Source organism: Streptomyces sp. NPDC050287 (assembly GCF_044459385.1).
In the GTDB taxonomy this organism is placed as follows: Bacteria; Actinomycetota; Actinomycetes; order Streptomycetales; family Streptomycetaceae; genus Streptomyces.
The window spans coordinates 49,876-72,654 of sequence record NZ_JBITIY010000024.1 but is presented as its reverse complement, the minus strand read 5'-3'; the positions used below and the strand labels follow the sequence as shown (position 1 = coordinate 72,654).

The following is a 22,779-nucleotide window of genomic DNA, read 5'->3' as shown; positions in this document are numbered from 1 at the left end:
ATGGGAAGAACGGTGATCAGCGGACCGGAGTTCCGTCCTCCCGCAGCTGGGTCCCAGGCCACCCCATCACTCACGATAAGGGGACAAAACCGGCGCGACATCCGGAGCGGACCGAAGTCGGCAGGGGAGCGGACCGGACCCATACCGAACAAGGACCGAAGCAGGACCGGTCCCATGCCGAACAAGGACCGGACCCGTACGAACCCGCGGCGGAAACGGGCTTGCACCTCACGTCGCGTGAGGTCCGAACGTGGAGTGCGTACCGAGAAGGGAGCGGACGAAGTGAGCTACTCCGTGGGACAGGTCGCCGGCTTCGCCGGAGTCACGGTGCGCACACTGCACCACTACGACGACATCGGCCTGCTCGTCCCCAGCGAGCGCAGCCACGCGGGCCACCGGCGTTACAGCGACGCCGACCTCGACCGGCTGCAGCAGATCCTGTTCTACCGGGAGCTCGGCTTCCCGCTCGACGAGGTCGCCGCCCTGCTCGAGGGCCTGGCCGCCGGCACGTCGGACCCGCGCGCGCACCTGCGCCGGCAGCACGAACTGCTGACCGCCCGGATCGAGAAGCTGCAGAAGATGGCGGCGGCCGTGGAGCACGCCATGGAGGCACACAAGATGGGCATCAACCTGACACCCGAGGAGAAGTTCGAGGTCTTCGGGGACAAGGATCCGGAACAGTACGCCGAGGAGGCGGAGGAACGCTGGGGCGGCACGGAGGCGTACGCCGAGTCGCAGCGCCGCGCCGCGCGCTACACCAAGGAGGACTGGAAGCGCCTGCAGGCCGAGGTCGACGACTGGAGCGAGCGCTACGCGGCGCTGATGGCGCGGGGTGAACCGCCCACCGGCGAGCGGGCCATGGACATGGCCGAGGAACACCGGCGGCACATCGGCATCTGGTACTACGAGTGCCCGTACGAGATGCACCAGGGTCTCGGCGACATGTACGTCTCCGACGAGCGCTTCAAGGCGTTCTACGACTCCATGCGTCCCGGACTCGCCGAACACCTCAGGGACGCGATCAGGGCGAACGCGGCCCGCCACACCTCCTGAGGTCCCGGCCCCGGGGCTCTCACTCCCGGGCCAGGACCGCACCTCCTGATGTCCCGGCCCGGGCGTCTCACTCCCGGGCCAGGACGACGGCCGTCCCGTAGGCACACACCTCGGTGCCGACGTCCGCCGCCTCCGTCACGTCGAAGCGGGACATCAGCACACCGTTCGCCCCGCGCGCGCGGGCCTGCTCCACCAGCCGCTCCATGGCCTGGTTCCGGGTCTGCACGAGCGTCTTGGTGAGCCCTTTCAACTCACCCCCCACCATCGACTTCAGACCCGCGCCGATCTGGCTCCCGAGGTGCCGAGAGCGCACGGTGAGCCCGAAGACCTCACCCAGCACTTCCTGGACCCGGTAGCCGGGAACGTCGTTCGTCGTCACGACCAGCACATCCGCTCCGGGACCCTGGCCGCCGCCGTAATCATCGATGCCCATGACTCACAGCTTGGTCCCGGACGACCCACAGTGCATCCTGAGGACACCGGTGGAACCTGGGGCGGACACATTGCGTTGATAGCTTTGTGCGGCCGCACCAGGACGCCGTACCATCCTCCACCCCCTCAGGAGCCCGGAACCGTGACGACGATTGCCCTCGGACCGAGCTGGCTGGACCCCAACTATCTGCTCGACACCTACAGCATCTGGGGCCTGCTGCTCATCGTCTTCGCGGAGTCGGGCCTGCTCATCGGCTTCTTCCTGCCGGGCGACTCGCTGCTGTTCACCGCCGGCCTGCTGATCACCTCGGGCCAGCTGGACTTCCCGCTGTGGGGGGCGATCGCCCTCATCTGCGTCGCCGCCGTCCTGGGCGACCAGGCGGGCTACATGTTCGGCAAGAAGGTCGGCCCGTCCCTCTTCAACCGCCCGGACTCCCGCCTCTTCAAGCAGGAGAACGTCGTCAAGGCGCACGAGTTCTTCGAGAAGTACGGCCCCAAGTCCCTGATCCTGGCCCGCTTCGTACCCATCGTGCGCACGTTCACGCCGATCGTCGCCGGTGTCAGCGGCATGCGGTACCGCTCGTTCCTGGTCTTCAACGTCATCGGCGGCGTCCTGTGGGGCGCGGGCGTGACCCTGCTCGGCTCCTGGCTCGGCAACATCGACTTCGTCAACAAGAACATCGAAGCGATCCTCATCCTGATCGTCCTCATCTCGGTGATCCCGATCGCCATCGAGTTCCTCCGGGCCCGCTCCAAGTCCAAGAAGACCCCGCCCCAGGCCCCCGCCCAGCAGCACCCCCAGCCCATGGACGACGCGACGACCCAGCTCCGCCGCATCCCCCAGACCGACGAGGGCCAGAACAACCAGCAGTACTACGGCAACCAGGGCAACCAGGACCAGCAGCAGTACGGCTACGACAACCGTTACTACGGCCAGCCTCAGCCCCAGCAGCAGCCGTACGCCCCACGGCAGCCGTACGGCACCCAGCAGGGCGCCCAGCAGAACGAGCAGTACCCGTACAACAGCGGCCACTGAAGCGCCCCGAAGGGGCGCGGGGCTGTTTCGATTTGCGGCTCCGCCGCGTGGGCGCGACCAGCCACAGCGCACCCCCAGCCGCGAGAGGACCAGAACCCCCGAGCTCCTGGGCGCCCAACGCTCACACCACGCACCCGGCGCTCAGAACCCCCGCGTCCTCTTCGCGGCCTTCCGCTTCCCGGCGGAGCCGATCCGCAGGAACATCCGCGAGATCTCCGACCCCAGATTCACCCCGATCGCGATGGCCATCGCCAGCGCCGCCGCCGTGGACAGCGACACCAGCCCCTTGTCCACGTTGTTCTGCGCGAACGACAACAGCCCGAAGTACGTCGCGGAACCCGGCAGCAGGGGCCCGATCGCCGCGGTCGTGTACGGCAGCGCCGACGCGAACTGGTACCGGGACAGCAACTGCCCGAACAACCCGACGAGCCCGGCGGCGACGGCCGTGGAGGCGACCGGTGACAGCTCGCCGGTGTAGGCCATGGCGCCGTACACCGACCACGCGACACCGCCGTTCAACGTCACTGCCAGCACGGTGGAACGTTCCTGCTGAAGCAGCACCGCGAAGGTCAGCGACAGCAGCATCGAGGCGCCGATCTGCCACAGCGGCCGCTCGGAGTTGCCCAGGGCCGCGTCGGGGTTGAGATGGGCACCCAGCTGCACGCCGACGTAGAGCATCATCAGCACCCCGACGACGATGCCCACGAAGAAGTACATGACCTCCAGCAGACGCGCCGCCGCGGTGATGTAGAAGCCGGTCAGACCGTCCTGCACGCCCGCGACCAGCGCCCGCCCGGGCAGCAGTGCGAACAGTCCACCGGTGACCACCGCGGACGCCTTCACGTCCACGTGCGCCAGCGTCAGCGCGATGCCGATCGCGGCCGGCGGCATCGCCGCGACCGTGAACTGGTAGAACTCCGGCAGCCCGCGCCCCGCGCACAGCCACGCCAGCCGGTCGCCGAGCATCGCGCCCAGCGCGGCCGCGACGAAGACCACCAGGTCACCACCGACGAGCACGGAGGCCGAACCCGCCAGCAGCCCGCTCGCACACGTCAGCACCCAGCCGGGGTACGGGTGCCGGTTGCGGCGGATCTCGGCGAGCCGCCGGTAGGCCTCCTCCAGCGAGATGTGCGTCTCGGGGTCGCTGAGGTCGTCGACCAGCTGGAACACGGCGGCGAGCCGGGTGTAGTCGGTGCCGCGGCGGCGCACGGTCCGCGACGCCGTCACCGGGTCCTCGACCAGGGACGGCTGGTACGAGATGGACAGCAGCGTGAAGGTGACGTTCGGCTCGCAGCGGTCCAGGCCGTAGGACCGGCAGACCGCGAACATCGCCGCCTCGACGTCCTCGGCGCCCTCACCACCGGCCAGCAGCAGCTCGCCGATACGCAGCGTCATGTCGAGCACGCGCGGAACGGCCGGGCCCTCTTCCTCCGCCTTGTGGACCGGCTCCAGCGCCGGCCGTTCGGCCACCGGCATCCGCAGCATCGTGCGCATCCGGTCCTGCCACGGCACGTCCTTGGTCAGACTGACCATCGGGATGCCGGTCGGTGGCGTGAACGCCGGCGGCGGGTGCTTGGCGCTGTACGTCCGCGGCGGGCTGAACGCCGACCCCTCCGGCTCGGCGGGCGGCGTCTGCGGGACGTCGAGGCCGTCCGGCAGGGCGAACTCGGAGGTGGCCTCCGACTCGCCCCCGGCCCTGGGTACGGCGAGCCCGTCGGGAACGGCGAACTCGGACGTGATCTCCGAGTCGAAGACGCCCCTCGCCTCGTCCGACGGCGGTTTGCGGTCCTCCGTGTACGTCACTCCGTTGTGCTCCCTGTACGACACGTTCAGCAAGCCTCAGTATGCGCACAGGGACGCGAACGGGCCGCGCCACCCCGGCAGGGGTCACGCGGCCCGCGGTGCACAGCGGCGATCAGTGGCCGCCCTGCTCCTTGAAGCGCTTGTACGACCGCTCGATCTCGGCCTCGGCGTCCGAGCGGCCCACCCAGTTGGCGCCCTCGACGGACTTGCCGGGCTCCAGGTCCTTGTAGACCTCGAAGAAGTGCTGGATCTCCAGGCGGTCGAACTCGGAGACGTGGTGAATGTCGCGCAGGTGCTCCACGCGCGGGTCGTGCGCGGGCACGCACAGCAGCTTGTCGTCGCCGCCGGCCTCGTCGGTCATGCGGAACATGCCGATCGTGCGGCACTGGATGAGGCAGCCGGGGAAGGTCGGCTCGTCCAGGATGACCAGCGCGTCCAGCGGATCGCCGTCCTCGCCGAGGGTGTTCTCGACGAAGCCGTAGTCGGCCGGGTAGCTGGTCGAGGTGAAGAGGCGACGGTCCAGGCGGATCCGACCGGTCTCGTGGTCCACCTCGTACTTGTTCCGCGAACCCTTCGGAATCTCGATCGTGACGTCGAACTCCACCGGTGGCTCCTCCATGATCAGCACATAGTTCTGGTGGTTAAGTGTCCCTCACGCAGGTGTGTGATCGCGAAAGGGGCTGGTGGTCGTGCCAGAGCTGAGGTCCTGGCGAGCCGCGAGACCGCGTGTGACGCGGGTCGCGAACGCCGTACGACCGCGTCTGGCACGCGCCAAGGACGCCGTACGGCACCCTGTCGCGCGAGCGGCGAACGCCGTACGACCCGGTGTCGCGCGGGCCGCTGACGCCGTACGCCCTCGTCTCGAACGCGCCGCGACGGCCGCGAAACCGCAGGTCGTGCGGCTGGCGCGGGCCGCGGGGCCGCAGCTCGCGCGGATCCCGAGGGCGAAGACCGTCAAGACCTGGCAGTACACCGCGACAGCCGCCACCGCCGGGCTGGCGCTGGCCGCCTCCGTGGTGACCGCGGCCGGCCCCTGGGACTCCACCGGTCAGCGTACGGCCGAGCGGGACCGGGCGGTTGCCCTGGAGCGCACGGGTGGCGCAGATCACGACGGTGCCTCCGGCACCCCGGGAGGGGCGCCCCGGCCCGCTCCCAGCGCGGCTTCCGTCCTCGCCGCCCTCGGCGGCGGCGCGCGCACCGTCACCCCGGCCCCGACCGGTCAGGGCCTGTCCGCCGTCCTGGGCCCGCTCCTGAGGGACGCGGCGCTCGGCACCCGGCGCGGCGCCGTCGTCGTGGACGTCGCCTCCGGCAAGCGCCTCTACGGCACCGGCGCCGACGTCCCCCTGACCCCCGCCTCCACCACGAAGATCGCCACCGCCGTGGCCGCGCTCACCGCGCTCGGCGCCGACCACCGCCTCACCACCCGGGCCGCCCTCGAACCCGACACCGGGGAACTCGTCCTCGTCGGCGGCGGCGACCCCACCCTCACCGCCCGCCAGGACGCCGAGGGGTGGGCGAGCCTGCGCACCCTCGCCGACCGGACGGCCGCCGCCCTCAAGAAGCGGGACATCCACGAGGTCACGCTCTCCTACGACACAACGCTGTACGCAGGCCCGCGACTTCACCCCATCGGGGTCAACGAGAACCTCGCCCCGGTCACCGCCCTGATGGCCGACGAGGCTCGCACGGACGACTCCGTCTCCGGCCCCGCGCTCCGCGTGAGCGACCCGGAGGCGGACGCGACCCGCAGGTTCGCCGCGTTCCTGAAGGCCGACGGCATCAGGACGACCGCCCCAGGCCCGTCCAAGGCCACGCGTCGCGCCGAGTCCCTCGCCACGGTCTCCTCGCCCCCGCTCTCCGCCCTCGTCGAACGCATGCTCACCAACAGCGACAACGACATCGCCGAGGCCCTGGCCCGTCAGACGGCCCTCGCGAGCGGCGGACGCGCCGACTTCGACGGCGCGGGCAAGGCCGTCGCCGGCCGGCTGAAGCAACTGGGACTTCCCCTTAAGGGGGCCCGCTTCCACGACGGCAGCGGTCTCGACCGCGCCGACCGCCTCACCGCGAACCTGCTCACGGCGCTGCTGGTCACGGCGGGCGACCGCGCCCACCCCGACCTCCGTACCGTCCTCACCGGCCTCCCGGTGGCCGGCTTCACCGGCACCCTGGCCGGCCGCTACACGAACGGCGCGGCCGGCATCGTACGAGCGAAAACGGGCACCCTCAGCGGTGTGAACACCCTCGCCGGAACGGTCGTCGACCAGGACGGCGACCTCCTCGCCTTCGCCTTCCTGACGGCGAACACGACGGATCCGGGCGCGGCCCAGTCGGCGCTGGACCGTACCGCGACGGCGCTGGCGGGGTGCGGCTGCCGCTGACGCGGCCGGCCGGTCCGGCCCGCGGCGCCCGTATCCACCCGCCGGCCCCCGGCAGCCGTCGGCCTCCGCGGCCTGCCCCAAGTGGGGCCGCTCACGTACGGTTGACGCATGACGAGCATCGGTGGTGCCGAGATGGTCGACTGGAATCTCGCGGTGGCGACCGCGACCCGGCTCGTACGGCCGGGCCCCGACGTGAGCCGTGACGAGGCCCGGGCCGTCGTCGCGGAACTGCGCCGGCATGCCAAGGCCTCGGAGGAACACGTCCGGGGCTTCACTCGTATGGGGACGGAAGAGACCCATGACACACCGATCCTCGTCGTCGACCGCCCCGGCTGGGTGAGGGCGAACGTCGCCGGGTTCCGGGAGATCCTCAAACCGCTTCTGGAGAAGATGCAGGAACGGCGCGGCAACACCCCCGGCGGCGCGGTCCTCGGGGCCGTGGGCGGCAAGGTGACCGGCGTCGAACTCGGGATGCTGCTGTCGTTCCTGTCCTCGCGCGTCCTCGGACAGTACGAGACCTTCGCCCCGTCCACACGCGAGCTCCCGGCAGGAGAGAACGGCGGCGGCCGCCTCCTCCTCGTCGCCCCGAACATCGTTCACGTGGAGCGCGAACTCGACGTGGAGCCCCACGACTTCCGGCTGTGGGTGTGCCTGCACGAGGAGACACACCGCACGCAGTTCACGGCCGTGCCCTGGCTGCGGGACCACCTGGAGGGCGAGATCCAGTCGTTCCTGGGGGAGACCGAGGTCGACCCCATGACCGTCCTGGAACGCATCCGGGAGGCCGCCCAGTCCCTGGCCGGCGGGCGCCCCGAGGGCGAGGAGGACGAGGGCAGGTCCCTCGTGGAGATCGTGCAGACGCCCGCCCAGCGGGAGATCCTCGCCCGCCTCACCGCCGTGATGTCCCTCCTGGAGGGCCATGCCGACTTCGTCATGGACGGAGTGGGCCCGCAGGTCGTGCCGACCGTCGCGGAGATCCGCGAGAAGTTCCAGCAGCGCCGCGCCAAGGGCGCCTCCCGGCTGGACATGGCCCTGCGCAAGCTGCTCGGCCTGGACGCCAAACTCCGGCAGTACCGCGACGGCGAACGCTTCGTACGGGCCGTCGTCGACCAGGTCGGCATGGACGGCTTCAACCGGGTGTGGACGTCCCCGAACACCCTCCCGACGAAGACGGAGATCGCCAAACCGGCGGACTGGATCGCGCGGGTGCATCGCAAGGCCGAGTCGTGAACCGCGTACCGGGGTCGTGAAACGAATCCGGCCGATGGCAGGCGAACGCCCCTGCAATCACCCGTCCGAGGGACCGTGAGCGATGGGTAGGCGTGCGATGCTCGGGGAACGGCCCGGTTCTGTCACCATCTACACACTCTGAGTGACCGAATGCCTCGGGCTCACCCCCGACAACTTCATGAAGGGAACCGGACATGGGTCCCCATCCTGCGGTCGCGGCGATACGCCTGGCGGTCCGCCGCGTCCTCCACGACATTCTCACCGAACACAGCCGTACGACGCAGAGCCGTACGGCACACAGTCGTACGGCACACAGCCCTGCGGCCGGAGTGCTCACCGCCTCCGAAGACGCCTTCCACGAGCGCCCGCCCTCGCCGCTCGTGCTCGTGGCGTGCTCCGGCGGCGCCGACTCCATGGCCCTCGCCTCCGCCCTCGCGTTCGAGGCCCCCAAGCTCGCCATCCGCGCCGGCGGCATCACCGTCGACCACGGCCTGCAGCCCGGCTCCGACCTGCGCGCCGAGGAAGTCGTCCTGCGTCTTCGCGAACTCGGCCTGGACCCGGTCGAGTCCACCGCGGTGACCGTCGGCCGCGAAGGCGGCCCGGAGGCCGCCGCCCGGGACGCCCGCTACGCCGCCCTCGACGCCGCGGCCGAACGCCACGGCGCCACCGCCGTCCTGCTCGGCCACACCCGGGACGACCAGGCGGAAACCGTCCTGCTCGGCCTCGCCCGCGGCTCCGGCATCCGCTCCCTGTCCGGAATGGCGGCCGTGTCCGGGGGCCCGGGAGCCGCCCGCCGCTACCGCCGCCCCTTCCTCCAGCTCGACCGGCAGACCGCCCGCAAGGCCTGCATGGCCCAGTCGCTGCCCGTATGGGACGACCCCCACAACGCCGACCCGGCATACACCCGTTCCCGGCTGCGCCACGAGGGCCTGCCCGCCCTGGAGAAGGCCCTCGGCAAGGGCGTCGTCGAAGCCCTCGCCCGTACCGCCCGGCTCTCCCGCGACGACGCCGACGCCCTCGACGCCTGGGCCGGCCAGGCCGAGGCCTCCGTACGGGACGCCGCCGGCCTGCTGGTGTGCGCCAAGCTGTACGCCCTGCCGCCCGCGGTGCGCCGCCGCATCCTGCGCCGTGCCGCCATCGAGGCCGGCGCCCCGGCCGGTTCCCTCTTCGCCCGGCACATCGAGGAGATCGACCGGCTGATCACCGGCTGGCGCGGTCAGGGAGCCATCAATCTCCCCGGCCGGGTCGTCGCCCAGCGGCAGGGTGGCAGACTGGTGATTCGGCAAGGCTGATTCCGGTGCCCGCCGACGGATCGCTGACGCGGCTCGTGGGCGGTCCGAACGGCCGGTGTGGGACGACCGAAAGTGATGCGGGTGGACGCGAAAGACATGGGCACCGACCTCAAAGAGGTGCTCATCACCAAGGAAGAGATCGACGCCAAGCTGGTCGAGCTGGCCGCGAAGATCGACGCGGAGTACGCGGACAAGGACCTGCTGATCGTCGGTGTCCTCAAGGGCGCGGTGATGGTCATGGCGGACCTCGCCCGGGCGCTGTCCACCCCTGTCACGATGGACTGGATGGCGGTGTCGTCCTACGGCGCGGGCACCCAGTCCTCCGGTGTGGTGCGGATCCTCAAGGACCTCGACACCGACATCAAGGGCAAGCACGTCCTGATCGTCGAGGACATCATCGACTCCGGACTGACCCTGTCCTGGCTGATCTCCAACCTCGGCTCGCGCGAGCCCGCGTCCCTCAAGGTGTGCACCCTGCTGCGCAAGCCCGAGGCCGCCAAGGTCGCCATCGACGTGGAGTGGGTCGGCTTCGACATCCCGAACGAGTTCGTCGTCGGATACGGCCTCGACTACGCCGAGAAGTACCGCAATCTCCCGTTCGTGGGTACGCTCGCGCCTCACGTCTACGGCGGCTGAGCCTCACAGCGACGCCCTTGTAAGACGATCGGGAACCTCAGAGGGTTTCGCGCCGTTGGAGCATTCAGACGGGTTCGCGAAGCTGTCCCGTGCGGCTTCGGTCCACAATGCTGGGGTACCGTCAGAAGAACTGTCTTATCAAACTCACTATGGCAGGAGGGACGGGGCGGCACCGCTCCGTATGGATGGACGTGAAGCGATACTTCCGTGGGCCGGTCATGTGGATCGTGCTGGCCGTCCTTGCCGTGGTCGTGTTGATGCAGGTCGTCGGCTCGTCCGGTGGCTACAAGACGGTGGACACCGGCCAGGTGATCCAGGCGATCAATGACAACAGGGTCGAGTCGGCCAAGCTGACCACCGGCGACGAGCAGACCATCAAGGTCGAGCTCAAGGACGGCGTAAAAGTCGAGGGCAGCTCGAAGATCCAGGCGAGCTACATCGGCGACCAGGGCGCGACCCTCGCCGGCACCTTGCAGAACAAGTACCAGGACAAGCAGATCCCCGACGGCTACACCGTCTCGCCGACGAAGCAGAACGCCTTCGTCGGGATCCTGCTCTCCCTGCTCCCCTTCGTCCTCATCGTGGTCGTCTTCCTGTTCCTGATGAATCAGATGCAGGGCGGCGGCTCCCGGGTGATGAACTTCGGGAAGTCCAAGGCGAAGCTCATCACCAAGGACACCCCGAAGACGACGTTCTCGGACGTCGCCGGGTCCGACGAGGCCGTCGAGGAGCTCCAGGAGATCAAGGAGTTCCTTCAGGAACCGGCGAAGTTCCAGGCCGTCGGCGCCAAGATTCCCAAGGGCGTGCTGTTGTACGGCCCGCCCGGCACCGGCAAGACCCTGCTCGCGCGTGCTGTCGCGGGCGAGGCCGGGGTCCCCTTCTACTCGATCTCCGGTTCCGACTTCGTCGAGATGTTCGTCGGTGTCGGTGCCTCCCGAGTCCGTGACCTGTTCGAGCAGGCCAAGGCGAACGCTCCGGCGATCGTCTTCGTCGACGAGATCGACGCGGTCGGCCGCCATCGCGGCGCCGGCCTCGGCGGTGGTCACGACGAGCGCGAGCAGACTCTGAACCAGCTGCTCGTCGAGATGGACGGTTTTGACGTCAAGGGTGGTGTGATTCTCATCGCAGCCACCAACCGTCCGGACATCCTCGACCCGGCGCTGCTGCGCCCCGGCCGCTTCGACCGCCAGATCGCGGTCGACCGCCCGGACATGCAGGGCCGTCTGGAGATCCTCAAGGTCCACCAGAAGGGCAAGCCGGTCGCTCCGGACGTCGACCTGTCGGCCGTCGCCCGACGGACGCCGGGCTTCACCGGTGCCGACCTGAGCAACGTCCTCAACGAGGCGGCGCTGCTCACGGCCCGGTCGAACGGGAAGCTCATCGACAACCACATGCTGGACGAGGCCATCGACCGCGTCGTGGCGGGCCCGCAGAAGCGGACCCGGATCATGTCGGACAAGGAAAAGAAGATCACCGCGTACCACGAGGGCGGTCACGCCCTGGTCGCGGCGGCCTCACCCAACTCCGATCCGGTCCACAAGATCACGATCCTCTCGAGAGGCCGTGCTCTGGGCTACACGATGGTCCTGCCGGACGAGGACAAGTACTCGACCACGCGCAACGAGATGCTGGACCAGCTGGCCTACATGCTGGGCGGCCGCGCGGCCGAGGAACTGGTCTTCCACGACCCGACCACCGGCGCTGCGAACGACATCGAGAAGGCCACCGCAACGGCCCGCGCGATGGTCACGCAGTACGGCATGACCGAGCGCCTGGGCGCCATCAAGTTCGGCGGCGACAACACCGAGCCGTTCCTCGGACGTGAGATGGCTCACCAGCGCGACTACTCGGAAGAGGTCGCCGCGCTGGTCGACGAAGAGGTCAAGAAGCTGATCGAGAACGCGCACAACGAGGCCTGGGAAATCCTGGTCGAGAACCGCGACGTCCTCGACAACCTCGTCCTCCAGCTGTTGGAGAAGGAGACGCTGAACAAGGAGCAGATCGCCGAGATCTTCGCCCCGATCGTCAAGCGTCCCCCGCGGCCGGCCTGGACCGGCTCCTCCCGCCGCACGCCGTCGACCCGTCCGCCGGTGCTCTCCCCCAAGGAGCTCGCACTGACGAACGGCGCCAACGGCGCGACCCCGGCGATCAGCACCGCGAAGTCCACCGCGGTGGAGTCCGCCCCGGTGGCCGAACCGGCCCCCGAGGACCGTCCGGAGAGCTGACTGACTCTCCCGGCTCCTCGAGCCGAGGTGCCTCACCTCACCTGGTCCGGAATGGATGCCGCGCCCCCCAAGGTTCTAGCCTGGGGGCGCGGCATTCGTGTATGTCCGCGAATGAGGCGCGTGGCCCACACGCGTGACAGGCACAGGAACGAGGCACCACATGACCGACCCCGTGACGCTGGACGGCGAGGGTCCCATCGGCGAGTTCGACGAGAAGCGCGCCGAGAACGCCGTACGCGAACTGCTGATCGCGGTCGGCGAGGATCCCGACCGCGAGGGCCTCAGGGAGACGCCGGGGCGGGTGGCGCGGGCGTACCGGGAGCTGCTGGTAGGGCAGACGCAGGAGCCCGAGGACGTCCTGACGACCACGTTCGACCTCGGGCACGACGAGATGATCCTGGTCAAGGACATCGAGATCGTCAGCCTGTGCGAGCACCACATGCTGCCGTTCCACGGTGTGGCCCACGTCGGGTACATCCCGGCGGAGAGCGGCAAGATCACGGGCCTGTCGAAGCTCGCCCGGCTGGTCGAGGTGTTCGCTCGTCGGCTCCAAGTGCAGGAACGGCTCACCACCCAGGTCGCCGACTCCCTCGTGAGGATCCTCGAGGCCCGCGGGGTGATCGTGGTCATCGAGGCCGAGCACATGTGCATGTCGGTACGGGGGATCAGGAAGCCCGGCGCCAAGACCACCACGTCGGCCGTGCGCGGCCAGTTGCGGGATGCCACGACGCGGGCCGAGGCGATGAGCCTGATACTGGCCCGCTGATCAAAGGGCCGGGCCGACTCGGCGTCACGCCGCCGAGGTGGCTCCGTTGTTGTCGTCCTCGTCCTCCGGGAGCTTGCAGACCCGCTCCAGGAAGATGGCGGCCGCTATGACGGCGATTCCCGCAAGGACCGAGAAGCCGGCGTAGATCGCCTGGTCGCGGCGGGCGGGGATGTCGAGGGACTCCAGGAGGAAGACTCCGGTTCCGCCGTACATACCGGAGACCAGGGCGGCGACCAGGGCGCTGGCCTGACCGAAGACGACCGCGCGGGCCGCCATCAGCGGGTCGACGCCCTTGGCCTCGGGACGGCGTTCACGCTGGGCCTTGAGGCGGGCGCGGATCGAGAGCGCCGTGGAGAGCAGCACGACGGCGATCAGGGCCAGGACGACGGGCGCGGCCAGGGGAACGCTGGGCAGGGTCCCGACCGAGTTCCACAGGCGGGCGCCCGCCCAGGACAGGATCCCGGCGACGCCGAACACGCCGACCAGCACCCTGATACGCAGCTCTCTCACGGTGTCCTTTCAGCTCCCCCGCGGTCCCCGGACTTTGCCCGTCTTGACCTTAACGGCTATTCGGGCAGCCGGAGTTCCAGGTCCTTGCGTGCTTCGACGCCTTCTTTGGTGACCGAGCCGAGGAGGTCGGCGACCGGGCCGCGTCCGGGCAGCTGGGCCTCGGGCTCCACGTCGTGCCAGGGAGCCAGGACGAAGGCGCGTTCGTGGGCGCGCGGGTGGGGGAGGGTCAGGTGCGGGTCGGCGGTGACGACATCGGCGTACGCCACGATGTCGACGTCGAGGGTACGCGCGCCCCAGCGCTCCTCGCGGACGCGGTGGAAAGCCTCCTCGACGGCGTGCGCCCGCTCCAGGAGGGAGGACGGGGGCAGGGTCGTCTTGAGGACGACGACCGCGTTGAAGTACGAGGGCTGGCTGCCGGGCTCGACGCCCCAGGGCTCCGTCTCGTACACCGGGGAGACCGCCTTGACGCGGACGCCCGGGGTGTCCTCCAGGGCGTCGATGGCGCCCTGCAGGGTCTCCAGACGGTTGCCGAGGTTGGAGCCCAGGGAGAGCACGGCCCGTTTCGGGTTGTGGAGGGTGGTGTCGGCGGCGTCGACCTTCTCGACGACGGAGGCGGGTACCGGCTGTACGGTCGGGTCGCTGTGACCCTTGGTGAAGGACGCGGTCATACTCGGCTCCGGGTGATGGTGACGGTCACGTCGTCGAAGGGGACGGTGATCGGCGCGTCCGGCTTGTGGACGCAGACCTCGACCTGCTCGACCCCTTCGTGCTTCAGACAGGCCTGGGCGATGCGCTCGGCGAGCGTCTCGATGAGGTTGACGGGCTCGCCCTCGACGACGGCCACCACCTCCTCCGCCACGATGCCGTAGTGCACGGTCTTCGTCAGGTCGTCGTCGGCGGCGGCCGGGCGGGTGTCCAGGCTCAGGACGAGGTCCACGAGAAAGGTCTGGCCCTCCTCGCGCTCCTTGGGGAACACACCGTGGTGCCCGCGGGCCTTCAGGCCGCGCAGCGCGACACGATCCACGCGAATCACTCCTGCAATCGTCGGTCACGGCCGGTCCGTACCGTGTGCGGGCGGTACACCGGCCTCAAAGGAATCTACCTGCGAGCACTGACAGAGCCGGGCCGCGGGACGCCTGCCCGTGCCCGGACCAGGAGGTTTCACCCGGTGTTTCCCCCGGGGAACCCGGCGGCTCACGGGCCGGTACCCGCCTTTACCCGGGGGTAGGTGATTCCAACCACTTCTTGGTCCCTGCGGGCGGTCCCGGATGGCTTCCGGGGGCCCGGCCTCCGGCCCGTCCACTGGGCCGCCTACCCACTCAGGCGGGGGTGTCGTCGCCCTCGTCCTCGTCGGTTTCGGCCAGAACCGGGGAGGCGTGGTGGGACCAGAGTTTCCAGCCGTCGGGGGTGCGGCGGAACACGTTGGTGGCGACCACCAGTTGGCCGACGAGGGGCCCGAGTTCCTCGCTGCCCTCGGGGGCGGGGCCGCCGCTGAGGATGTTCTCGGTGCAGGTCACCAGTGCGGTGTCGCCGCCGACGGAGACATGCACGTCGGTGAGGATGAACTGGATGTAGTCCGTGTTCGCCATGATCAGGGCGTACGACCTGAGGACCTCGCCGCGGCCGGTGAGCACCGGCCAGCCCGGGTGCACGCAGGAGATCACCCCGACGTCGGCCGGATCGTGGTACGACTCGTCGACGCCCAGGTCGGCCGGGGTGAGCCAGAGCGAGGACACCGTTTCGAAGTCACCGCGTTCCATGGCCTCGTAGAAAGAGGTGTTGGCGAGTTCGACCTCTTCCACATCGGTGTGGGGGGCGCTCACCGGACTCCTTCTGCTCCGTCGCCCGCGGCGCGTGCTCCCTCCACGGCGCGCGCGACCCGTACCGCGTCCGCCGTCGCGCGCACCTCGTGCACGCGTACCGCCCACGCGCCGGCGTGCGCCGCGAGCGCGGAGACGGCGGCCGTGGCGGCGTCGCGCTCACGCGCGGGCGGCGGCGAGCCCTGCGGGCCGGCCAGGACACGGCCCAGGAACCGCTTGCGGGAGGCGGCGACGAGCAGCGGATGCCCGAGGCCCAGCAGACGGTCGAGACGGGCGAGGAGGATGAGATCGTGCTCGGCGTCCTTGGAGAAGCCGAGGCCGGGGTCGACGACGACCCGGTCGGGGGCGATGCCGCCGGCCAGAACGGCTTCCACGCGCGCGTGGAGCTCATCGACGACCTCGCAGACGACGTCCTCGTACACGCCCCGGACGTTTCCGCCCTCCAGGAAGCCGCGCCAGTGCATGACGACGAAGGGGGCGCCCGACGCGGCGACGACCGGGATCATCGAGGGGTCGGCGAGACCGCCGCTGACGTCGTTGACGAGGGCGGCGCCGGCCGCGAGGGCCTGCTCGGCGACGGAGGCGCGCATGGTGTCGACGGAGACGGTGACGCCCTCGGAGGCGAGGCCGCGGACGACCGGGATGACCCGCTTGAGCTCTTCGGTCTCGTCGACACGGGTGGCGCCGGGGCGGGTGGACTCGCCGCCTACGTCGACCAGGTCGGCGCCCTCGGTCACCAGGTCGAGACCGTGTTTGACGGCGGCCGTGGTGTCGAAGAAGCGGCCGCCGTCGGAGAAGGAATCGGGGGTGACGTTCACGACTCCCATGACCGCGCAGCGATCCCACTCCGGAAGGCCCGCGACGCGCCCGCGTCCGCTCTGCTTGCTCATGAGTTCAGCCTAGGCCCAGCGCGGGCCCGCGCCGCCCGGGGCCCGGCCGACGTGGCCGTCGTACATCGGCGTGAAGGGACCCGAGCGGAGGCCTCCGGGCTGGAGGAGGGGGTGGGGCTTCCGCTCGGGCCCGTATCGGTGACCCACGGGCCGTGGGTCACCGCTGTCACGCCGCCCGGACGTTGCGTTCCGCCGTTCCGTGGGCACACACGCGGGCCGGGGCCGTACGGCGGCGCAGGAAGCGAGGCAGCGGAAGGGCGACGTTGACGAAGCCTTCGGCCTGCATGGCGGCGAAGCCGATGCGGGGCAGGTCGCCGGAGGCACGGTAGACGACGAAGCGGGGCTCCCAGCGGGGCTGGAACTTGGCGTTGAACTTGTAGAGGGACTCGATCTGGAACCAGCGGGAGAGGAAGACCAGCAGTCCGCGCCAGGCGCGCAGTACCGGGCCGGCACCGATCTTCTCGCCGCGGGCCAGGGCGGAGCGGAACATGGCGAAGTTCAGCGAGACACGGGTGACGCCGAGACGGGGGGCGGCCTGGAGAGCGGCGACGATGAGGAGTTCGTTCATGCCGGGGTCGGCGGCGCGGTCACGGCGCATCAGGTCGAGGGAGGCGCCGTCGGTGCCCCAGGGCACGAAGTGCAGGATCGCCTTGAGGTCGCCGTAGGGGCCGGGGTGGTCGTCGCTCTTGTGCGCGGTGGCGATGAGGCAGTCGCCGTCGGCGGGGTCGCCGATGCGGCCCAGGGCCATGGAGAAGCCGCGTTCGGTGTCGGTGCCGCGCCAGTCCTCGGCGGCGTGGCGGATGCGCTCCAGTTCGGCTTCGCCGAGGTCACGGACACGCCGTACCCGGGTCTCGTAACCGGCCCGCTCGATGCGTTTGACCATCTGGCGCACGTTGCGCATCGCGCGGCCGGCGAGCGAGAAATCCGCGACGTCCACCACCGCCTCGTCGCCCAGTTCGAGGGCGTCGAGGCCGGTTTCGCGGGTCCAGACCTCGCCGCCGGTTTCGGAGCAGCCCATGACGGCGGGGGTCCAGGAGTGGGCGCGGGCTTCGTCCATGAAGCGTTCGATGGCGCCGGGCCAGGCCTCGACGTCGCCGATGGGATCGCCGCTGGCGAGCATGACGCCGGAGACGACGCGGTAGGTGACCGCGGCTTTGCCGCTGGGGGAGAAGACGACGGCCTTGTCGCGGCGCAGGGCGAAGTGGCCCAGGGAGTCGCGGCCTCCATGTTTGTCCAGCAGGGCACGCAGGTGTGCTTCGTCCTCCTCGGTGAGGCGGGCCGCGGGGTGTTCGGGGCGGAAGGCCAGGTAGATCGTGGTGACGGCGGTGAGCAGGCCCAGGGCGCCCAGCGAGAAGGCGACCGTCCATGAGGTGTTGCCCTGGTAGTCGACCGGTCCCTCGAAGCCGAACAGGCCGTACAGGACGTGCGTGATGCGATCGGCCAGGCTCGGGTCGCCGACCATGCGGCCCGGGTGGGCGCTGACGATGACCAGCCCGAGGCCGAGGGAACCGGCGCCCATGAGGACGAAGTTGGCGAGTGCGCGCCAGCGGCTGCGCGGGTCGGGCAGGGCCGTGAACTGGTCGCGGTGGCGCAGCAGGGGCGCGAGCAGCGCCAGCGAGATCAGCATGCCCACCAGGGAGTGCCGGTACGTGAACTGGCCCACCGCGCCCGCCGGGAGCAGCACCACCGCGGCCCGCCAGGCGCGGCGTTTGTGGCGCTTGAGCCCGTGGGCGAGCAGCAGCAACAGCACACCGGCGCTGAGCGAGAGCGCGGCCGCGAACGGGCCGAGCGCGCCGGGCAGCACCTCCGCGATGGTGTGCATACGGCTGTGCCGGAAGCGCGGGAACACGCCCGCGGCGATGTCCACCAGGCCCACGAGGGCACAGGCTCTGCCGACGAGGGCGGGTACTGCTTCGGGGCGCGGGCCACGCAGTACGCGCCGCACCCGGGGTGATCGGGTCGGAACCCCGCCCGACATTTCCTCATCTGTCCTGACAGACATCGCATCCCGTAGTTCTGCGAGAGACCTTGGATCCGGTGCCGATTCGGGCATCCGGCGACATTGCGCCCTCTAGGACGGTGTCCAGGGGAGAGAGGTTCACTCATCTCCACAAAGGCGGTCCAAAGACCGAGGAAAGCGGAAGCAACCAATGGGTCTCACGAGCAACAACACGCTGGCAGTGGCGGTGCTGGCCGCCTTACTGCTGTTCGGCGGCACGGTCTGGCTGTGGCCGCGGCTGGCGCGGCGGAGTTGGCGGGCCGTCGGCGGGCGTGTGGGTCTGCTGCTCGCTACTCAGGTGGCGCTCTTCGTGTCGGTGGGTCTGGCCGCCAACCAGGCCTTCGGGTTCTACGCGTCCTGGGCGGACCTGTTCGGCCGGGAGACCGGCCAGGGCGTGGTCGTCGACCACACCGCGGGCGTCACCTCGGGCGGGCCTGTCCGGGTGATCGACACGGGAAGGGTGCGGGGCAGGGGCGGCTTCCGGCCGTCGTCGGACGGACAGATCGACGAGGTCGACCTGGTGGGGCGCACGACGCGCATCGCCACGCGCGCGTACGTGTATCTGCCGCCGGAGTACTTCCAGCCGCGCTACCGCACGCGGACCTTTCCCGCGGCCGTCGTCCTCACCGGTTATCCGGGCACCGCACGCGCGCTGGTGGACAAACTCCACTATCCGCGCACCGCTTTGGAACTCGCCCGGGACGGCCGTATGCGGCCGATGATCCTGGTGATGCTCCGGCCGACCGTGGCGCCGCCGCGGGACACGGAGTGCGCGGACATCCCTGGCGGCCCGCAGACCGAGTCGTTCTTCGCGAAGGACCTGCCCGACGCGGTGACCACGCACTACAGGGTGGACAGGAAACCGGGGAACTGGGGCATCATCGGCGACTCCACGGGCGGTTACTGCGCACTGAAACTCGCCCTGCACCATCCCGGGGTGTACGCCGCCGGGGCGGGCCTGTCGGCGTACTACAAAGCACCCGTCGACCCCACCACGGGCGACCTCTTCCACGGCGACAAGGGGCTGCGGGACCGCGCGAACCTCTGGTGGTACCTCACGCACATGCCCGGTCCCGACACTTCGCTGCTCGTCACCAGCAGCAAGGTCGGAGAGCCGAACTACAAGGACACCCTGAAGTTCATCGAGCGGGTCAAGGACACGAAGCGGACCCGTATCTCGTCGATCATCCTCGAAAGCGGCGGGCACAACTTCAACACCTGGAGACGGGAGATTCCGGCGACACTCCAGTGGATCAGCGGACGGCTGGGCGACCGGTGAGAACGATCTTGCTTTTCCGGTGTACTCGCCCTTGCTCGTCCGTACTCGTCGGCCCCGTCTTGCCGGTCCTGCCGAATTCGGTGACCGATCTGATTCCTGATGACGTGTGAAGGCCGCGGGATGGCTGTCTTTTTACGGGGTGGGCCACCAACATTCTCCTACTCGCGGTAAGTTTCTGGCCATGCCACGTGGACGTCACCGCCATTCCCCGCCTTTGCACAGACTGCTCCCTCCGTCGGCGATCGCAGGCGTCTCCCTCGTCTGCGCCCTGGGCCCATGGCTGTTCACGGATGCGACGGTGCTCCGTGGGCTGGCCGGGGCCGCCGCGGCGACGGCCATCGGCGGTGCGGTCGTCATGCGCCGCTGGGACACCCAGGCCGGCAAGCAGGTCGCCGACCTCACGCGCGCGCGGGCGAGCGACGAGTGGCGGTACGAGGAGCGGGTCGCCGAACTGGAGACCGACCTGGAGGAGTCGCGCGAGCTGCGGGCCAAGCTGGAGCAGCGGCTGCGGGCCAAGCGGTCGGAACTGGCGGGGCTGCGCAACGAACACGCGGCGCTGCTGCGGCGGTACGCCACGGCGGAGACCGAGCGGGCAAGTGCCCTGGAGGGCCGCCGTCTGCTGGAGATAGAGGCGTCGGCTCCGCCCCGCGAGCTGCTGCCGGCCCAGGCCGGTCCGGTGGCCGAGGCGGGGCCTGTGGCTGCCCCGGCCGACCCGGAGGCGGAGGAACGGCCCGAGGCACCCGCGATCTTCTCGCCGGAGGGGTCGCAGCTGTTCCTGCGGGCCATGGGGGCGCTGGCGCGCTTCGGTGGTGACGGTGACAACGACGGTACGGACGGTACCGCCACGGACTCCGTGGAGTCCGAGGTGGAGACCGAGGCCGACGAGGCCGACGAGTTCGAAGATGCCGACGCCGACGCCAAGAAGTCCCAGACCTCCAAGAACATCAGTTCTGCCGCGCGTTCCAAGAACTCCGAAGACCTCAAGAAGGCCGGTCACAAGGACGCCCCCAACGGCGTGCCCGAGGACGACCCCGACGGCGAGACGGTGAAGGTCCCCGCCGCCGAGGGCCCCGCGGCCGGTGCCGCCGGGAACGGTCAGCCGGAGGCCGCGCAGGAGGACGAGGCGCAGGGGAAGCCCGAGGCGGTCGACGGGCATCAGCGCGCGGCCGCCACCTCCTCGGCGAGGGCGGCCCAGCCCGCCCGCCAGTCCAGCGGGCACTTCGTCGCGCCGACCGCGGTGGCGGTCGTACCGCCGACGCCCGCGCGGCGTCCCTCGGTCGAGGGCGGCTTCGACTTCTTCGGTACGAAGCAGGGGGCCGCGCCGGCCGCCCTGGAGGCCGTGCAGAACGAGGACCTCGCCGACGTGGTCGGCCAGGAGGCGCTCGCCCTCCACAAGGCCGAGTCGGAGGCGGACTTCAAGCCGGCGGACGAGGGTGCGCGGGGCGTCGGCCAGGTGATCGACCTGACGGCCCACGACGAGACGGAACAGATCGACGTACAGGGCCTGCGGAGCGCGGTTTCCTGAGCCGGGCGGCACGTGTTTGCCGACGGGTGTCGGCCGGCGTCGGCGGCTAGGGAGCCATCCACCGGTCCGGCCGGGCGTCCCTGCGTCCCGTCCGTGACCTCTCCGCCTGGGCCCTGAGCAGCTCCGCCGCCTCCTGGGCGTCCCGCAGACGGGCTGTCACGGTCTTGTTGGCCCCCGTGTCCACGTGCACGTCCGCGATCCGCCACAGGCGCTGCCAGGGCCCTTGAGCGAGCCGAACGCTCTGCACCTTCGCGTGGGGGACGAGTGACAGGCTCCGGCGCAGCAGCCCGTGCCGGGCCGCGAACACGCCCTCGCTGACGGCGAGTCCGTACCCCCGCCACCACACCGGCAGGCACCGTCCGGCCCGCCGCGGCGGCCGGGACAGCGCCGACCTCGGCGGCACGGTCACCCCGGGCAGCACCCGCGCGACGACCGACTCGGCGATCGCGCGCGGGGCGACCGGTACCAGCACCGAGTTGGACGATCCCGCCACGTCCAGCTCCACCCGCACCCAGTCGCGCCGCCGCCACAGCAGCGGTTCCACGATCCGTACGGTCTGCACGCGGCCCGGCGGCACCGTCTCGTGCGTCCGGTCGAGCAGCCCGTGGTCGATGCGCAGCCCGTCCGGCGACTCGCCCACCGTCCAGTCGTACTCGCCGACGAACCGCCCCGCACTGCTCGCGCCCGCCGCGCCGAGCAGCGGCACACCGGTCGCGAGGACCGTCCACACGCTGTGGGTGGCCAGCCACAGCAGAGGGGGCACGACGAGCGCGGCGGCCAGCGCGCCCCAGGTCGCTCCGGTCAGCACCAGCGAGACGGCGAGGACACGCGGCGGCACACGCAGCAGCTCGCGGGAGGGCGCCTCGCCGACCTCGTGCGCCGTCTCGGGGGCGAACCCGGCGGCGCGCGCGAGGAGTTCCGCGCGCAGCGCACGCGCCTCGTCCTCGCCCAGGAAGGCCAGCTCGTCCTTCTTGTCGGTCCCTATGACGTCGAGTTTGAGTTTCGCGACGCCCGCGACCCGCGCGAGCAGCGGCTGGGTCACGTCGACGGCCTGGATCCGCTCCAGCCGGATGTGCGCGGTGCGCCGGAACACCAACCCGGTCCGGATGCGCAGTTCGCTGTCGGTCACCGCGAAGTGGGTGAACCACCAGGTCAGAAAGCCGTAGAGAGCGGCGGCCGGGACGAACACGGCGAGGCCGATCAGCAGGGTGGCCGTGGTCAGCCTGGCCAACTGCTCCTGCGCCTGGTTCGGATCGTGCACGGCCCAGCCGATGATCACGGCGATCGGCGCCCAGGCCCGCCTCAGCGGGGTCACGGGATGCAGCCGCCGCTCGGCCAGAGGCGGCGTCTCGCGTACTCCGCCCTCGACGCCCGGGGCCGTCACAGCCCCGCCGATCGGGCCTCGCCGAGCTCGGTGAGCCGGTCCCGCAGCCGTTCCGCCTCGGCCGGATCGAGCCCCGGGATGGTCGCGTCGGTCGCGGCGGCAGCGGTGTGCAGCTGCACGCTGGCCAGCCGGAAGTGCCGTTCGACGGGCCCTGAGGTGACCTCGACCAGCTGCATCCGCCCGTACGGCACCACGGTCTCCTCCTGCCACAGCACACCCCGGCTGATCAGCAGGTCGTCGGCGCGTTCGGCGTACCGCCAGGAGCGCCAGTTGCGGCCGAGCATCACCCATCCCCAGCCGCCCAGCGCCGGCGGCAGCAGCGCGAAGGCGGCCCAGCCGGGTCCGACCAGCAGCCCGAGCAGCAGCCCCAGGGCCACGGCGAGCAGGCCCAGCCACACCACCAGCAGCAGCCGCCGCATGCTCAGCAGTCTCGGCGGCAGCCCCGTCCACACCGGCTCGGCCCCTGTCGTGCCCGTGTCCGGTCCGCTCCCCGTCTCCATGGGGCCAGCGTACGTAGGAGA

Annotated in this window: 21 protein-coding genes; 10 read left to right on the top strand and 11 right to left on the bottom strand. The window is 70.5% G+C overall.

From position 1 onward, the window contains the following. Positions 1 to 282 precede the first annotated feature (282 nt). The gene (locus ACIBK3_RS44600; protein ID WP_399374233.1) at positions 283 to 1,053 is read left to right on the top strand and encodes a MerR family transcriptional regulator; all 771 of its coding nucleotides are present in this window, start codon (positions 283 to 285) and stop codon (positions 1,051 to 1,053) included. Between the two features lie 67 nt (positions 1,054 to 1,120). Here ACIBK3_RS44600 and ACIBK3_RS44595 read toward each other — a convergent pair whose 3' ends face one another. Then, positions 1,121 to 1,486, bottom strand: coding sequence for a YbjQ family protein (locus tag ACIBK3_RS44595; protein ID WP_030939664.1), 366 nt, complete (start codon positions 1,484 to 1,486; stop codon positions 1,121 to 1,123). 141 nt (positions 1,487 to 1,627) lie between these two features. Here ACIBK3_RS44595 and ACIBK3_RS44590 point away from each other — a divergent pair, with 141 nt between their 5' ends. Further along, positions 1,628 to 2,521 (top strand): DedA family protein, encoded by an 894-nt coding sequence (locus ACIBK3_RS44590; RefSeq protein WP_399374231.1) that lies wholly within the window; start codon positions 1,628 to 1,630, stop codon positions 2,519 to 2,521. Positions 2,522 to 2,662: 141 nt separating this feature from the next. On the opposite strand, the gene ACIBK3_RS44585 is transcribed toward ACIBK3_RS44590, so the two are convergent. Both ACIBK3_RS44585 and ACIBK3_RS44580 read right to left on the bottom strand, forming a co-directional pair. After that, positions 2,663 to 4,324: a threonine/serine exporter ThrE family protein gene (locus ACIBK3_RS44585; RefSeq protein ID WP_399374229.1), complete on the bottom strand. Its 1,662-nt coding sequence runs from the start codon at positions 4,322 to 4,324 to the stop codon at positions 2,663 to 2,665. 112 nt (positions 4,325 to 4,436) lie between these two features. Further along, positions 4,437 to 4,928, bottom strand: a complete 492-nt coding sequence (locus ACIBK3_RS44580; protein ID WP_030680026.1) for an inorganic diphosphatase — start codon at positions 4,926 to 4,928, stop codon at positions 4,437 to 4,439. A gap of 79 nt (positions 4,929 to 5,007) precedes the next feature. Between ACIBK3_RS44580 and dacB the strand changes: the two genes are divergently transcribed. The 6 genes from dacB to folE all read left to right on the top strand — a co-directional run bounded on the left by dacB (position 5,008) and on the right by folE (position 12,851). Next, positions 5,008 to 6,702 (top strand): D-alanyl-D-alanine carboxypeptidase/D-alanyl-D-alanine-endopeptidase, encoded by a 1,695-nt coding sequence (gene dacB, locus ACIBK3_RS44575; RefSeq protein WP_399374227.1) that lies wholly within the window; start codon positions 5,008 to 5,010, stop codon positions 6,700 to 6,702. 108 nt (positions 6,703 to 6,810) lie between these two features. After that, the gene (locus ACIBK3_RS44570) at positions 6,811 to 7,932 is read left to right on the top strand and encodes a zinc-dependent metalloprotease (protein WP_399374225.1); all 1,122 of its coding nucleotides are present in this window, start codon (positions 6,811 to 6,813) and stop codon (positions 7,930 to 7,932) included. A gap of 194 nt (positions 7,933 to 8,126) precedes the next feature. Continuing rightward, positions 8,127 to 9,224: a tRNA lysidine(34) synthetase TilS gene (gene tilS, locus ACIBK3_RS44565; protein WP_399374223.1), complete on the top strand. Its 1,098-nt coding sequence runs from the start codon at positions 8,127 to 8,129 to the stop codon at positions 9,222 to 9,224. Positions 9,225 to 9,299: 75 nt separating this feature from the next. Continuing rightward, positions 9,300 to 9,860 (top strand): hypoxanthine phosphoribosyltransferase, encoded by a 561-nt coding sequence (hpt, locus tag ACIBK3_RS44560; protein WP_030939680.1) that lies wholly within the window; start codon positions 9,300 to 9,302, stop codon positions 9,858 to 9,860. A 185-nt stretch (positions 9,861 to 10,045) separates the two neighbouring features. Further along, positions 10,046 to 12,085, top strand: a complete 2,040-nt coding sequence (gene ftsH / locus ACIBK3_RS44555; RefSeq protein ID WP_030680049.1) for an ATP-dependent zinc metalloprotease FtsH — start codon at positions 10,046 to 10,048, stop codon at positions 12,083 to 12,085. 160 nt (positions 12,086 to 12,245) lie between these two features. Next, the gene (gene folE, locus ACIBK3_RS44550) at positions 12,246 to 12,851 is read left to right on the top strand and encodes a GTP cyclohydrolase I FolE (protein ID WP_399374221.1); all 606 of its coding nucleotides are present in this window, start codon (positions 12,246 to 12,248) and stop codon (positions 12,849 to 12,851) included. 24 nt (positions 12,852 to 12,875) lie between these two features. Here the strand turns inward: folE and ACIBK3_RS44545 are convergent, their stop codons facing one another. From ACIBK3_RS44545 to ACIBK3_RS44520, 6 genes are all read right to left on the bottom strand, one after another. Then, positions 12,876 to 13,361 (bottom strand): DUF3180 domain-containing protein, encoded by a 486-nt coding sequence (locus ACIBK3_RS44545; RefSeq protein WP_399374220.1) that lies wholly within the window; start codon positions 13,359 to 13,361, stop codon positions 12,876 to 12,878. Between the two features lie 56 nt (positions 13,362 to 13,417). Further along, the gene (folK, locus tag ACIBK3_RS44540; RefSeq protein WP_399374218.1) at positions 13,418 to 14,029 is read right to left on the bottom strand and encodes a 2-amino-4-hydroxy-6-hydroxymethyldihydropteridine diphosphokinase; all 612 of its coding nucleotides are present in this window, start codon (positions 14,027 to 14,029) and stop codon (positions 13,418 to 13,420) included. After that, the gene (gene folB, locus ACIBK3_RS44535; protein WP_399374217.1) at positions 14,026 to 14,385 is read right to left on the bottom strand and encodes a dihydroneopterin aldolase; all 360 of its coding nucleotides are present in this window, start codon (positions 14,383 to 14,385) and stop codon (positions 14,026 to 14,028) included. The genes folK and folB overlap by 4 nt, the downstream gene beginning before the upstream one ends. Positions 14,386 to 14,680: 295 nt before the next feature. After that, entirely contained in the window at positions 14,681 to 15,184 is a 504-nt protein-coding gene (locus tag ACIBK3_RS44530) for a nuclear transport factor 2 family protein (RefSeq protein ID WP_399374215.1), read from the bottom strand. Next, the gene (folP, locus tag ACIBK3_RS44525) at positions 15,181 to 16,071 is read right to left on the bottom strand and encodes a dihydropteroate synthase (protein WP_399374213.1); all 891 of its coding nucleotides are present in this window, start codon (positions 16,069 to 16,071) and stop codon (positions 15,181 to 15,183) included. The genes ACIBK3_RS44530 and folP overlap by 4 nt, the downstream gene beginning before the upstream one ends. A gap of 166 nt (positions 16,072 to 16,237) precedes the next feature. Then, entirely contained in the window at positions 16,238 to 18,049 is a 1,812-nt protein-coding gene (locus ACIBK3_RS44520; RefSeq protein WP_399374211.1) for a phosphatidylglycerol lysyltransferase domain-containing protein, read from the bottom strand. 172 nt (positions 18,050 to 18,221) lie between these two features. Between ACIBK3_RS44520 and ACIBK3_RS44515 the strand changes: the two genes are divergently transcribed. Together ACIBK3_RS44515 and ACIBK3_RS44510 are read left to right on the top strand one after the other, a co-directional pair. Next, entirely contained in the window at positions 18,222 to 19,349 is a 1,128-nt protein-coding gene (locus ACIBK3_RS44515; protein ID WP_399374209.1) for an alpha/beta hydrolase, read from the top strand. A 214-nt stretch (positions 19,350 to 19,563) separates the two neighbouring features. Next, on the top strand, positions 19,564 to 20,874 hold the full coding sequence (locus ACIBK3_RS44510) for a hypothetical protein (protein WP_399374208.1): 1,311 nt from the start codon (positions 19,564 to 19,566) through the stop codon (positions 20,872 to 20,874). Positions 20,875 to 20,920: 46 nt separating this feature from the next. Here the strand turns inward: ACIBK3_RS44510 and ACIBK3_RS44505 are convergent, their stop codons facing one another. Continuing rightward, a complete protein-coding gene (locus tag ACIBK3_RS44505) occupies positions 20,921 to 22,258 on the bottom strand; it encodes a PH domain-containing protein (protein WP_399374207.1) in 1,338 nt (445 codons plus the stop codon). After that, positions 22,255 to 22,758 (bottom strand): PH domain-containing protein, encoded by a 504-nt coding sequence (locus ACIBK3_RS44500; protein WP_399374205.1) that lies wholly within the window; start codon positions 22,756 to 22,758, stop codon positions 22,255 to 22,257. Before ACIBK3_RS44500 ends, ACIBK3_RS44505 begins: the two co-directional genes overlap by 4 nt. Positions 22,759 to 22,779: the final 21 nt, after the last annotated feature.